This window comes from Mycobacterium sp. (assembly GCF_046330795.1).
Lineage (GTDB): Bacteria > Actinomycetota > Actinomycetes > Mycobacteriales > Mycobacteriaceae > Mycobacterium.
This window is the reverse complement of the sequence record NZ_JAXLSA010000002.1, coordinates 671,956-684,334: the sequence shown is the minus strand read 5'-3', so window position 1 is coordinate 684,334 and position 12,379 is coordinate 671,956. Positions and strand designations below refer to the sequence as shown.

General features: G+C 68.1%; 16 protein-coding genes. 14 read left to right on the top strand and 2 right to left on the bottom strand.

Going from position 1 to position 12,379, the window contains the following annotated elements; genetic code table 11:
- Nucleotides 1-12: 12 nt before the first annotated feature.
- The 14 genes from U0R18_RS10480 (at nt 13) to U0R18_RS10415 (ending at nt 11,195) form a co-directional block, all read left to right on the top strand.
- Nucleotides 13-312, top strand: coding sequence for a ferredoxin (locus tag U0R18_RS10480; RefSeq protein WP_526368297.1), 300 nt, complete (start codon nt 13-15; stop codon nt 310-312).
- A complete protein-coding gene (locus U0R18_RS10475; protein WP_526368099.1) occupies nt 309-1,955 on the top strand; it encodes a thiolase C-terminal domain-containing protein in 1,647 nt (548 codons plus the stop codon). The genes U0R18_RS10480 and U0R18_RS10475 overlap by 4 nt, the downstream gene beginning before the upstream one ends.
- Before the next feature lie 4 nt (nt 1,956-1,959).
- Nucleotides 1,960-2,835, top strand: a complete 876-nt coding sequence (locus tag U0R18_RS10470; protein WP_526368098.1) for an alpha/beta hydrolase — start codon at nt 1,960-1,962, stop codon at nt 2,833-2,835.
- On the top strand, nt 2,835-3,653 hold the full coding sequence (locus U0R18_RS10465; protein WP_526368296.1) for an NAD(P)-dependent oxidoreductase: 819 nt from the start codon (nt 2,835-2,837) through the stop codon (nt 3,651-3,653). The genes U0R18_RS10470 and U0R18_RS10465 overlap by 1 nt, the downstream gene beginning before the upstream one ends.
- An 11-nt stretch (nt 3,654-3,664) precedes the next feature.
- Nucleotides 3,665-4,456, top strand: coding sequence for an NAD(P)-dependent oxidoreductase (locus U0R18_RS10460; protein WP_526368097.1), 792 nt, complete (start codon nt 3,665-3,667; stop codon nt 4,454-4,456).
- A gap of 105 nt (nt 4,457-4,561) precedes the next feature.
- The gene (locus U0R18_RS10455; RefSeq protein ID WP_526368096.1) at nt 4,562-5,776 is read left to right on the top strand and encodes a cytochrome P450; all 1,215 of its coding nucleotides are present in this window, start codon (nt 4,562-4,564) and stop codon (nt 5,774-5,776) included.
- Complete coding sequence (locus U0R18_RS10450; protein WP_526368095.1) at nt 5,773-5,982, top strand: ferredoxin; 210 nt, start codon at nt 5,773-5,775, stop codon at nt 5,980-5,982. Before U0R18_RS10455 ends, U0R18_RS10450 begins: the two co-directional genes overlap by 4 nt.
- Nucleotides 5,983-6,028: 46 nt before the next feature.
- A complete protein-coding gene (locus U0R18_RS10445; protein ID WP_526368295.1) occupies nt 6,029-6,643 on the top strand; it encodes a TetR/AcrR family transcriptional regulator in 615 nt (204 codons plus the stop codon).
- 57 nt (nt 6,644-6,700) lie between these two features.
- Nucleotides 6,701-7,387 carry a hypothetical protein gene (locus U0R18_RS10440; RefSeq protein ID WP_526368094.1) on the top strand — a complete coding sequence of 229 codons (687 nt, stop codon included), beginning with the start codon at nt 6,701-6,703 and terminating at the stop codon, nt 7,385-7,387.
- A gap of 180 nt (nt 7,388-7,567) precedes the next feature.
- Nucleotides 7,568-9,100, top strand: a complete 1,533-nt coding sequence (locus U0R18_RS10435; protein ID WP_526368093.1) for a nitric oxide reductase activation protein NorD — start codon at nt 7,568-7,570, stop codon at nt 9,098-9,100.
- Nucleotides 9,097-9,888, top strand: coding sequence for an AAA family ATPase (locus tag U0R18_RS10430; protein WP_526368092.1), 792 nt, complete (start codon nt 9,097-9,099; stop codon nt 9,886-9,888). The genes U0R18_RS10435 and U0R18_RS10430 overlap by 4 nt, the downstream gene beginning before the upstream one ends.
- Nucleotides 9,889-9,904: 16 nt before the next feature.
- A complete protein-coding gene (locus U0R18_RS10425) occupies nt 9,905-10,036 on the top strand; it encodes a hypothetical protein (protein ID WP_526368091.1) in 132 nt (43 codons plus the stop codon).
- Nucleotides 10,033-10,764, top strand: coding sequence for a hypothetical protein (locus U0R18_RS10420; protein ID WP_526368090.1), 732 nt, complete (start codon nt 10,033-10,035; stop codon nt 10,762-10,764). Before U0R18_RS10425 ends, U0R18_RS10420 begins: the two co-directional genes overlap by 4 nt.
- A gap of 20 nt (nt 10,765-10,784) precedes the next feature.
- On the top strand, nt 10,785-11,195 hold the full coding sequence (locus U0R18_RS10415; protein ID WP_526368089.1) for a hypothetical protein: 411 nt from the start codon (nt 10,785-10,787) through the stop codon (nt 11,193-11,195).
- Between the two features lie 18 nt (nt 11,196-11,213).
- Here U0R18_RS10415 and U0R18_RS10410 read toward each other — a convergent pair whose 3' ends face one another.
- Nucleotides 11,214-11,732 (bottom strand): hypothetical protein, encoded by a 519-nt coding sequence (locus U0R18_RS10410; protein WP_526368088.1) that lies wholly within the window; start codon nt 11,730-11,732, stop codon nt 11,214-11,216.
- Nucleotides 11,729-12,334 carry a TetR/AcrR family transcriptional regulator gene (locus U0R18_RS10405; RefSeq protein ID WP_526368087.1) on the bottom strand — a complete coding sequence of 202 codons (606 nt, stop codon included), beginning with the start codon at nt 12,332-12,334 and terminating at the stop codon, nt 11,729-11,731. The genes U0R18_RS10410 and U0R18_RS10405 overlap by 4 nt, the downstream gene beginning before the upstream one ends.
- Nucleotides 12,335-12,379: the final 45 nt, after the last annotated feature.

Genomic DNA, 12,379 nt, shown 5'->3' with positions numbered 1-12,379 from the left:
GACGATCACCGGATGCGGCTGAAGCTGGACCGGACCCTGTGCGACGGTTTCGGCATCTGCGCCAAGCACGCGCCGGAGTACTTCCCGCTCGACGACTGGGGATACGCCGTTCTGGCCGGTGACGGCGACATCCCGCCGCAGGACCGCGACGCCGTCATGCGCGCCCTGATGGACTGCCCCGCGCACGCGATCATGGAGATCGGAGAGCGGCGGCCGGACGATGCGCCGCCGCCGGTCGACCACGAAATCAGCGACCCGGAGGACACGTTGATCACCGAGAACAACGAAGCCGAATGGGGATTCACCCGGTGAGCCGGCTTCCGCTGCCGCAACTCACCTTCGACAACGAGTTCTTCTGGACGTCCGGCGCCGACGGGCAGCTGCGCATCCAGGAGTGCGGCGACTGCAAGTCGTTGATCCACCCGCCGCAGCCGGTGTGCCGCTACTGCCACAGCCACAACATGGGTGTCCGCGCGGTGTCGGGACGCGCCGTCCTCAGCGCGTTCACCGTCAACCACCGGTTCTCCATGCCCGGCCTGACCGCGCCCTACGTCATCGCGCAGGTGGCGATCGAGGAAGACCCGCGAGTTCGCCTGACCACCAACATCATTGACTGTGATCCCGACGAACTCGAACTCGGCCGCGTCGTCGAGGTGGTCTTCGAGCAGAACGAGGACACCTGGCTGCCGCTGTTCAGGCCGACGGCCGAACCGCAGACCGCCGAATTGCCGCCCGACGAGATCGCGCCGCAGGATTTCGCGAAGCACGTCCGGCCGATGATCGGCACGGACAAGTTCGAGGACCGCTCGGCGATCACCGGCATCGGGGCGTCGAAGATGGGCCGCCGGCTCATGGTCAATCCTCTGTCGCTGACGATCGAGGCGTGCGAGGCCGCGATCGCCGACGCCGGTCTGACGCTGGCCGACATCGACGGGCTCTCGACGTATCCGGCGATGGACGCTGTCGGCATGGGAGAGGGCGGCTGCACCGCGCTGGAGGGCGCCCTGGGCATCCGGCCGACCTGGATCAACGGCGGCATGGACACCTTCGGTCCCGGCGGATCGGTGATCGCGGCCATGATGGCCGTCGCCACCGGGATGGCCACGCACGTGCTGTGCTTCCGGACGCTGTGGGAGGCCACCTTCCAGCAGCTCATGAAGGAGGGCAAACTCTCGCCCCCCGGCGGCGCCCGCACCACCAGCTTCCAGATGCCGTTCGGGGCGATGTCGGCCGCACACACCTTGGCGCTCAACGCGCAGAGGCACTTCCACCGCTACGGCACCACGCGGGAGACGCTGGGCTGGATCGCGCTGAACCAGCGCGCCAACGCGGCGTTGAACCCGACGGCGATCTACCGGGACCCGATGACGATGGAGGATTACCTGTCGGCCCGGATGATCACCACACCGTTCGGGCTCTACGACTGTGACGTGCCGTGCGACGGCGCGATCGCGGTTATCGTGTCCGCCGTCGAAACGGTCCCGGACCGCCCCAAGCCCCCGGTGTTCGTCGAGGCGGTCGGCACCCAGATCATCGAACGCACCGACTGGGACCAGACGACCATGACGCACGAACCCCAGGTGCTCGGCCAGTCGGCCCATCTGTGGACCCGAACGTCGTTGCGGCCCAAGGACGTCGACGTCGCCCAGCTCTACGACGGGTTCACCTTCAACTGCCTGTCCTGGCTGGAGGCGCTGGGTTTCTGCGGCATCGGTGAGGCCAAGGACTTCCTCGACGGCGGCACGGCGATCGCCCGCGACGGGATCATCCCCGTGAACACCCACGGCGGCCAGCTCTCGCACGGCCGTACCCATGGGATGGGACTGATCCAGGAGGCCGTCACCCAGCTGCGCGGCGAGGGCGGCGAACGTCAGGTCGCCGATGCCAAGGTCGCGGTGGTGTCCTCCGGCGGGCTCACCCCCAGCGGCGTGCTGCTGATGCGGTCCGACAGGTGACCGGGTGACTCAGCCACAGGCCCGCGTGGTGCTGGTGGACGGCGTCCCGATGTCGGGGCTGCTGGCCGAGGTGGACGAGCCCAAGGCGGTGGTGGTCGCGCTGCACGGCGGGGCGACGACGGCGGCGTACTTCGACTGTCCGGGCCGGCCCGAGCTGAGCCTGCTGCGCACCGCGCCGCAGCTGGGCTACACCGTCGTCGCGCTGGACCGTCCCGGGTTCGGCGCGTCGGCGCTCTACTCGGCCGAATTCGACTCCACCCCAAGACGAATCGACATGACCTACCGGGCGGTCGATGCCGTGCTGGGTGCCCGGTCCCGCGGCGCCGGAGTGTTCGTGCTGGCCCACTCCAACGGCAGCGAACTCGCGGTTCGGATGGCCGCCGAGGAACGCGGCGCCGCCCTGCTCGGCGTCGAGATCTCGGGGACCGGGCTGCGCTATCAGGCGAGTGCTGCGGCGGTGCTCGACGGCGCCTCCCGGGACAACATCCCGACCGGGCTGCGCGAACTGCTGTGGGAACCGGCCGAACTCTATCCCGACGGGGTGGCTGCCTCGGTGCGGATCAAGGGCGGCCCGGTGTCGCCGCGCTACGAGGAGACCCTGGTGACCAACTGGCGGGCCGACCTGCCGGATCTGGCCGCCCGGGTCCGTGTTCCGGTGCGCTACACCCTGGCCGAGCATGAACGGGTCTGGGAGAACGGCCCGGCGGCGCTGGCCGAGGTCGCCGCGCTGTTCACCTCGGCTCCCCGGGTGGTCACCAACGAGCAGACCGACGCCGGGCACAATCTGAGCCTCGGTCACGCCGCGCCGGCGTACCACCGCGGCGTACTCGACTTCGCCGAGACATGCATGACAACCGAATTGACAACGGAGGGCACGTGATACGGGTCGGATTCATCGGACTGGGCAGCCAGGGCGGACCGATGGCACGCGCGATCGTCGACGGCGGGTTTCCCACCACCCTGTGGGCACGACGCCCGGAGTCGCTGGAACCCTATGCCGGCACCGGGGCGACATTCGCCGAGAGTCCCGCGGCACTGGCCGAGGCGAGCGACGTCGTGTGCCTGTGCGTCGTCGGCGACGACGACGTGCGCGGCCTGGCCTACGGCGAAGACGGTCTGCTGGAACACATGTCGTCGGGCGACACCCTGGTGATCCACAGCACGATTCACCCCGACACCTGCCGCGAGGTCGGCGAAAAGGCTGCCGCGAAAGGCATTTCGGTGGTCGACGCGCCGGTCAGCGGTGGCGCCCCGGCCGTGGAGGCCAAGCAGCTGCTGGTGATGGCCGGCGGCACGGAGGCCGACGTCGAGAAGTGTCGTCCGGTGTTCGAGACCTACGCCGACCCGATCGTGCATCTCGGGCCGCTGGGCGCCGGGCAGGTCACCAAGATCCTGAACAACCTGTTGTTCAGTGCGAACCTGGGCAGCGCGATCACGTTGCTGAAACTTGGTGAGTCCCTGGGTGTTCCGCGGGAGCGGATGTGCGATGTGGTGACGCGCGGATCGGCCAACAGCAAGGCGCTCGGCAGCATCGCGATGTTCGGCGGCACTCTGGACAACCTGGCGCCGATCGCCGGTGCGTTGCTGCAGAAGGACGTCCGGCTGGCGGCGGACCTGGCCGGCACCGCAGGCGCAGCCGAGGAGGCCGTCTTCGACGCCGCCGACGCTGCCCTGGAATCCATGGGCCATCCGCGGTGAGGATGTAACGGATGCGGGTGGGGTTCGTCGGCGCGGGCCGGATGGGCTCGCCGATGGTGCAGCGGCTCGTCGGCGCCGGACATCAGGTGCGCGCGCTGGGTCGGACCGACGAAAAGCGCGCCGCGGTAGCCGAACTCGGCGCCACGCCCGTGACCGAGGCCGTCGAGGTCGCCGACGGCGCCGATGCGGTGGTCCTTTCCGTGTTCACCGACGATCAGGTCGACGAGATCGGGCCCGGCCTGATCGACGCGATGCCGGCCGGTTCGGTGCTGGTGCTGCACACCACCGGCAGCCCGCGGACCGCGGAGCGCCTTGCCGTGGCGGCTCGGGCCCGGGGCGTGCACGTCGTCGACGCCCCGGTCAGCGGCGGCCCGCACGACATCGCCGCCGGGCGGGTGACGCTGTGGGTCGGCGGCAGCGACGAGGCGGTCGAGCGGGCCCGGCCGGCGTTGTCGGCCTACGGCGATCCCGTCCTGCACGTCGGTCCGATCGGCTCGGGCCAGAAGGTCAAACTCGTCAACAACACGCTGTTCGCCGCTCAGATCGGCATGGTCGCCGAAGCCGTCGAACTCGGCGCCCGGCTCGGTCTGGACGAGGCGGCGCTGCTGGCCGCGCTGCCGTACGGCAGTGGCGCCAGCAAGGCGATGGGCAACATCGCCCGCGCCGGATCGGCGTCGAACTTCATCGCCGCGGTGGCCGAGTTCATCGGCAAGGACGTCGCCGTGGTCCGGCGGACCGCCGCCGAACTCGGGGCCGACCTGGGCCGCCTCGACCCGCTCGTCGACGCGGGTCTGGGGCACTGAATGCCGGTGTTTGGGGATCATTCGTCCGCCGATCTGCTAGCGTTACATTTCGGTCTTAATCCGTAACTTTCCGCCACCAGCCCCGCCCGCGGAGGAGCAAGCCACATGACCGCCCGCCAGGAAGCCCCGAGAGTCACCTTCGACCCGTTCTCGGACGAGTACTTCAACGACCCCTACGAGATCTACCTGCGGATGCAGGACGAGGCGCCGGTCTACTACAGCGACGAGCACGACTTCTACGCGCTGACCCGGCACGCCGACGTCGCCGCGGCGCTCAAGGACCACGAAACCTACTCGTCGACCCGCGGCTGCGACCTCGCGATGGTGCAGTCCGAGGAGGGGCCGCAGAAGTCGATCATCTTCATGGACCCGCCGGAGCACCGGGTGATGCGCAGCCTGGTCAACAAGGCGTTCACGCCGCGGGCCATCCAGGCGCAGCGCGAGACCGTCGAGCAACTGGTCGACCACTACCTGTCCCGGGTCGACCCGGACCATTTCGACGTCGTCGCCGACTTCTCCGGCCCGTTCCCCGTCGAGGTGATCACACGGATGGCCGGGGTGCCCGAGGAGTTCCGGCAGAAGGTGCGCGAGTGGATCGACACCTCGCTGACCCGCGAGCCCGGCAACATCGGCTACACCGAGGCGGGCATGGCCGCCGCCATCGAGTCCGGCGTGTACTACTACAAGCTGGCCCAGGAGCGGCGCGCCGACCCGCAGGACGACATGCTCAGCCGGCTCATCGCGGCCGAGGTGCCCGACGAGAACGGGGGCACGCGCCGGCTCGACGACGTCGAGATCGCCGGGTTCGCCTCGCTGTTGGGCGGGGCCGGCGCCGAGACGGTCACCAAGCTGATCGGCAGTTCCATCGTGACGTTCGCGAAGAACCCGGAGCAGTGGCAGAAGCTGCTCGACGACCGCAGCAAGATCCCCGCGGCCGTGGAGGAGATGCTGCGTTTCGACGGCCCGGTGCACTACAACGTGCGGTTCACCCTCAAGGAGGCGCACCTGCACGGAACGACGATCCCGGCCGGCAAGCCGGTGTTCCTGATGAAGGCCGCCGCCAACCGCGACCCCCGGGCGTTCACCAATGCCCACGTGTTCGACATCGACCGGGATCGCACCGAATCGCAGAACCTCGGCTTCGGGTACGGCATCCACAGCTGCCTGGGCGCCGCGCTGGCCCGCCTGGAGACGACGATCGCGCTGGAGCGACTGCTCGACTTCATGCCCCGGTACGAGGTGGACTGGGACGGGTTGGAGAAGGTACACATGCAGAATGTCGCGGGTTACCACCACGTCCCAGTGCGGGTGCTGAAATGAGCAAGAAGAAGATTGTCGTCGACTTCGATCTGTGCGAAGCGAACGCGGTGTGCATGGGCATCCTGCCCGAGGTGTTCGACCTCGACGAGCAGGATTATCTGCACCTGCTCTCCGACGAGGTGACTCCCGAGAACGAGCATCAGGTGCGCGAGGCCGTCCGGCAGTGCCCACGGCAGGCGATCTCCATCAAGGAGACCGACGCCTAGCTCGCTGGTGCGGACGGCACGGGCCGCCCGATACGAAAGGGCGATGATGGCTGCGCCGGACAAACCGCTGACCCGGGAGGCCAAACGGCTGCAGACCCGTGAGCGCCTGCTGGGCGCCGCCATCGCCGAGTTCAAGAGGGCCGGTATGGCCGCGGCGGACGTGTCCGCGATCGTCGCCGCCGCCGGCGTCGCGCACGGCACGTTCTTCTTCCACTTCCCCACCAAGGAACACGTGCTGCTCGAATTGGAGCACCGCGAAGAGGAGCGCATCGCCAAACAGTTCGGCCAGTTCGTCAAGACGGACCATGACCTGGAATCGGTGCTGAACGAAGCCGTTCGCCTGGTGCTCGCACTCGAGCGGCGGCTGGGTGACCTGCTGTTCAAAGATTTTCTGGCGCTTCACTTTTCGCAGACCCGGCCCCCGCAGGAGGGTGTCGCCGACCACGCGCTGGTGATCCTGCTCGCCGAGGAGATCGAGGCGGCGCGGCGGCGCGGTGAGGTCGATGCCGACGTCATACCGGTGAACAGTTCGGTGTTCTTCCTGCTCGGCTTCTACGCCCTGCTGATCACCACCAACGACTGGCCGACCCGCGACGACCTCCTCGAGGACTACGTGGCCCGCACGATGCGCGGCATCGCCCGGGGTCGCAGCAGCCGGTAGCGCGAACTCGGCGGCGGCAACCGGTCGTATCGGGATTTCATTGACTATAGTCAGTCTGTGACTCAGCTGTCCGCGGCGTCCGGCCTCGACGAGCATCTGGCGGCGTCCCGGCTCGCGCAGCGCCGGGCCGACAAGTGGCTCATCTCCGGCAGCCTGCTCATCGGCACCGCGGCCCTCGGCATCTTCGGACTGCCGCTGTTCCTGCGCGGCGTCTGGCTGTTAAGGCGCGCGCAACGCGACGGGCTGACGGTGCGGCCGATGCTGGTCACATTGCTCGGCTACCTCGTCATCATCGACGCCGCCATCAACACCGTCGGGTGGGCGCTCGATCTCGTCGCCAGTCACAGCCTGCTGGCCCGGGTGCTGTTGAACGGCTGGGGAAACATGTTCGACGCCGGCTACTTCTGGCACTACAACGAATTATGGGTCGGCGGCGCGGGCGCCCCGGGCGAAAAGGCACTCGAGGTGGGCCTGATCCTCACCGTGTTCACCATGCGGATCGCCGCCGGCATCGGCTTCCTGCAGATGAAGCGCTGGGGCCATCAGTGGATGGTCGTCACCTGCTGGATGGGCATCGTCATCTGGTGCGTCTACGTGTTCAACATGACGATGTTCGCCGACGTGCGCTACGCCGGAGTGGTCCTGCCCGTCGTCGGGTGGTGGCTGTACGACATCTTCTACATCACGCCGTTCCTCGCGATCCCGTACCTGCACTCGGTCAATCGGGAAATCTTCTCCGACTGACACGCGACAATGACCGCATTGGTTGACTTCGATCAGTGAATCAAACAAGGAGGGTAGACATGGGATGGGTCTGGGAGATCCTGCGCTACGTGGCGGCGTGGGGCGGCACCGCGCTGGTCATCTGGTTCTGGTACTGGATGTTCTCCAACATCGGAACGTTCTGAGCAACGCGTCCCCCCGATGTCCGAACAGTCCGACGCGCATGCCATGGCACTCGAACGAAGTTGCGCCGTAACGGCCGTCGCGCTCAGCGAACGGCGGCGCACCGCGGCGCGGCTGGTCAGTGGCAGCCGACGTGGCTTCGGCCTGAGCACCGCACTCGACGCCGTGCACGTCCCGTACCCGTCGCCGCGGCCGGACTGGACGCGCCGAACCCTGACCTGCGGTGTGGCGCTGCAGTGTTCGCCGTCCAAGGAGCGGATTCTGCGCTACCGCCTCAACGAACTCTCGGCGCGCGAACTGCGCGCCCTGGACCTGGTGGAGGCCCGCGTCGCGCTCGGCTGGATCGCGGCGAACTGGCCGGGGTTGCTCACCGAAATCGGCCGCCTGCTGCCGGGCCTCGCGCCCGCCGACCCGGGAACCGATGCGCCGACGATGCTCGAAGACGCTGTGGCACTGGCCCGTACCGGCCAGCCGCTGATCGTCGATCCGCTGCTGGGCGCATTGCCGCGGGCGTACACGACGGCACAGGGCGCCTCCGACAAGCTGCGACGCACGTTCGGCCGGCTGCCGTGGACGAGCAACCGGAAGCGGCTGCCGCGCCCGCATTCGGTGCCGGTCGGCGGTGACGGCGGGGTCCGCAACTCCAACCTGCCGCCGCCGAGCCAGCCGCACGACAACGACCTGGACATCACTCCCGAGCACCGCCAGGGCATCCCCTATCCGGAGTGGAACGCCTCGACGCAAAGCTTCCTGCCCGACCATGTCGCCGTGCTGGAACGGACGCACCCGGGCCGACCCGGCAGACCGGGCCCGGTGTCCGTCGATGTGCGGAAGTGGTTCGAGGAGCACACCCACCGCGCGATGACGAACCGGCTCGAGGACGGCTCGGACCTCGACGTCGACCGATACGTCGACCATTTCATCGACCTGGCCACCGGAACGGCGGTGGAACCGAGGATCTTCCGCGACCTGCTGCCGGCGGGCCGCGATGTCACCACCGCACTGCTGCTCGACGGCAGCTCGTCGCTCGGGGTCCACGGCGGGCGCGTCTTCCGGCTGGAACTGGCTTGCGCCGACGCCCTCTCGCGGGCGATGACCACCGCGCGGGAGCGGCATGGCATCTTCGTGTTCACCGGCAACACCCGCCACCGCGTTGAAGTCAACTGCCTCAAGGACTTTCCCGAACGGCGCTTCGTCCCGCCCGGCAGCCTCGGCCTGTCCGCGGGAGGGTACACCAGGCTGGGCGCCCCGCTGCGTCACCTGACCAACCGGCTGCTCACCCAACCCTCGGAGCGAAGGCTACTCATCGTCATCGGCGACGGCCTGATCTCGGACGAGGGCTACGAAGGCCGCTACGCCTGGGCTGACGCGGCGCACGCGGTCGAGGAGGCGCGCGAGGCGGGCGTCGCGATGTACTACGTCGGCGTCGGCCCCGCCCGGGTCGATCCACTCCCGGAGATCTTCGGGCCCAAGCGATCCCAGCGGATACGCCGTGTCGAAGAATTCCCCCGCGTCCTCGCCCACGTCCACCGGGAGCTTGTTGCGCAATGACTTTCAGCGACACCTATTTCGCCAACGGCAACGAGGTCCGGCTGTTCGAACAGGCCTACCACCGGCGCCTGCCCGTCATGCTGACCGGCCCCACCGGCTGCGGAAAGACCCGCCTGGTGGAGCACATGGGGATGCTCCTGCAACGGCCCGTCGTGACGATCAGCTGCCACGACGACCTGACCAGCTCCGACCTGGTCGGCCGGTTCATGGTGACCGGCGGCGACGTCCGATGGACCGACGGGCCACTCACCCGCGCGGTCAAGGCGGGCGCGATCTGCTACCTCGACGAGGTCGTGGAGGCCCGGCACGACTCGCTGGCGATCCTGCACTCACTCACCGACCACCGGCGCGCGCTGTACCTGGACCGCGCCGATCAGGTGGTCCAGGCACCCAAGACGTTCATGCTGGTGTGCTCCTACAACCCCGCCTACCGCAGCTCACTCAAGGAACTGAAACCCTCGTTCCGGCAACGGTTCGTCACGCTGCCGATGCGCTATCTGCCGCCGGACCGGGAGGCCGCGGTGATCGTCGCCGAAACCGGCGTCGCGCTGCCGACGGCGCACCGACTGGTGCGCTGCGCCACCGCGATCAGGACCGCCGACGACGCGTTCCACTTCGAGCCGCCCTCGACTCGCGTCCTCGTCACCGCCGCGCAGTTGATCACCGCGGGCGCCTCCGAACTCGACGCCGCCGAGGCCTGCATCCTCACGCCGCTCTCCAGCGACGGCGCCATCACCGACGGACTGCGCGAGGTGGCGGTTGCCGCCATCGCCGATGGTCAGAACTAGAAAGGAATAATCCGGCATGGTCGACCAACAGGAGAAGAAACGTAAGAGGGCACTGATCGTCCTGCAGGTCGTCGTCTACGGCTATCTGCTGGCGATGTTCCTGATCCAGCTCTACATGTCGTTCGCCCGGGGTTGGTGGGAGCTGTGAATCTTCCTCTGCTGAACCGGTTTTCCGCCCGGTCCGCTGCGGGTCCCGCCGCCGATGTGTCGGTCGGTCTCGAGGAACACCACGAGCAGTCCCGGCAGGCGCAGCGCCGCGCCGACAAGTGGATGATCGTCGGCGCCGGGCTGATGGGCATGTGGGCGCCCGGGCTGATCGGCTTCCCGATCTTCATGCGCGGAGTGTGGCTGCAGCGTCAGGCGGCCCGCGCCGGGCTGTCGGTGCGGCCGATGATCGTCACGCTGATCGGCTACCTGGTGCTGATCGACGGCATGCTCAACAGCCTCGGCTGGGCGCTGGACCTGGTGGCCAACCACACGCTGATCAACCGCGTCCTGATGGTCGGCTGGGGCGCCATGTTCGACGGCGGCTACTTCTGGCACTACAACGAACTGTGGATCGGCGGTGCGGCGGGGCCGGGTGAGAAGTCCATGGTGTTCGGGATGATCCTCACCGTCTTCACGATGCGGTGCGCCGCCGCCATCGGATTCCTCCAGATGAAGCGCTGGGGACACCAGTGGATGATCGTCACCTGCTGGATGGGCGTGCTCATCTGGTGCGTGTACGTGTTCAACATGACGATGTTCGCCGACGTGCGCTACGCCGGGGTGGTGTTCCCGGTGATCGGCTGGTGGCTCTACGACATCTTCTACATCACGCCGTTCCTCGCTATCCCGTATCTGCACACGGTGAACCGTGAAATCTTCTCCGACTGAACAGCATTGAGGAGCACACCATGACCACCACACCCGAGGTCACCGAGGATCTGCCGCCCGGCACCACGCCGTACTACGCCCGCATGCACAAGTGGATCAAGCGGGCCGTGCTGGTCTGCCTGGTCGCACTCGTCATCGAAGGCGCCTTCACGCTGCCGTTCATGGCCATCTACTACGGCTACCCGACCTTGAGCCTCACCCAGATCTGCAGCGAACTGCTCAAGGTCCGCTACTCCGACGACACCCTGGAATGCAAGGTGCCCTACCCGGCGTTCGGCCCGCCCGAGGGAGCCGAGGGCAAGGACACCGCGCGGGACCAGTGGGGAATTCAACCGGTGCCGCAGTACCACCGCCTCGGCTTCCGGGAACTGGTGCGCATCCACGACGAACGTGTGGCGCGGGAGGCAGCGAAGCAGCACACCGCGCCGTGACCACCCCGCGGCAGGTGCTCAGCTGGCGGGCACCAGGTCGGCGGCCTCCGGGCAGCAGGCCCGGCTACCCGACCGGAAGATCTCGATGCTCGACACCGAATCGCCCTGTGCGTCAGCGATTTCCAGGCTCGCCAGCGCCTGGGCCTTGAACGCGCGGGCGGCCACCGACAGCCGATGTTCCACCGAACCGACCATGCCGCGGTCCAGTTCGGCCGGCCAACTCTCGCCCCACAGCGTCACCTCGGTCTGACCGCTCTCCAGCGCCAGCCGCACACCGTCGCGAATCCGGCTGTCCTTGCCGTACAGATCGGCGGCCACCGCGACGGCGTGCGGATGCTCACCCTCGGCGCCCAGCTGCAGGACCGCTTCGAGGTCGGCTCCGTCCGCGCCGAGGATCTGCAGGGCGCGGTCGTCGTGTCCGTCGGTCACCAGCACCCGCACGTCCCAGCCCGCCATCACCCGGTCGAACATCCAGCCGCCGGCGGCGCGGACGGCCTCGATGACGGTGGGCGCGACGACATCCAGGCGGTACCTCATGATGTTGCGTCCGGGGCGAACTCCCGCATCAGCGAATTCGCGTACTCCCGTATCGTTTTCGCGAGCGGCACCGATGGATCCAGCAGCCATGAGATTTCCAATCCGTTGACGAGGGACACAATTTGCACGGCCTTGATGGCCGCGTCGAAGTCGTTTCGGTAGCGGCCCGCGTCCTGGCCACGTTTGATCAGGTCCGTCACGATCTGGATCGCCGCCTGCTGGCGGGCCAGCAGACGGTCGTGCAGCGGCGCGTCGGGCATCAGGTTCTCGACGAGCAGCACCGAGTAGGTGCCGACGAGTTCCGGAGCCCGCTCCACCCGCTCGCCGGCGTGGGCCAACTGCTCGAGCAGGTCGCCGGTCCGGTCGGCGTGGGCGTCGTCATCGGCGTCGCGGGCGTCGACCACGGCGTGCAGCAGTTGTTCCTTGGACTCGAAGTGGTGCAGCAGACCCGCCGCCGAAACCCCGGCCTCCTTGGCGATCTGCGAGAGCGTGGTGTTGCGCCAGCCGTTGCGGGTCACCAGCCGCTGCGCCACCTCGAGAATGCGTTGCTTACGGTCCTCGCCTTTGGCGAGCAGCGCGGCATAAGGCCTGGCAGAGGTCACGGAGCTGGCGATCCTTCGGACGGGCGAACCTACTTAATGAACGTA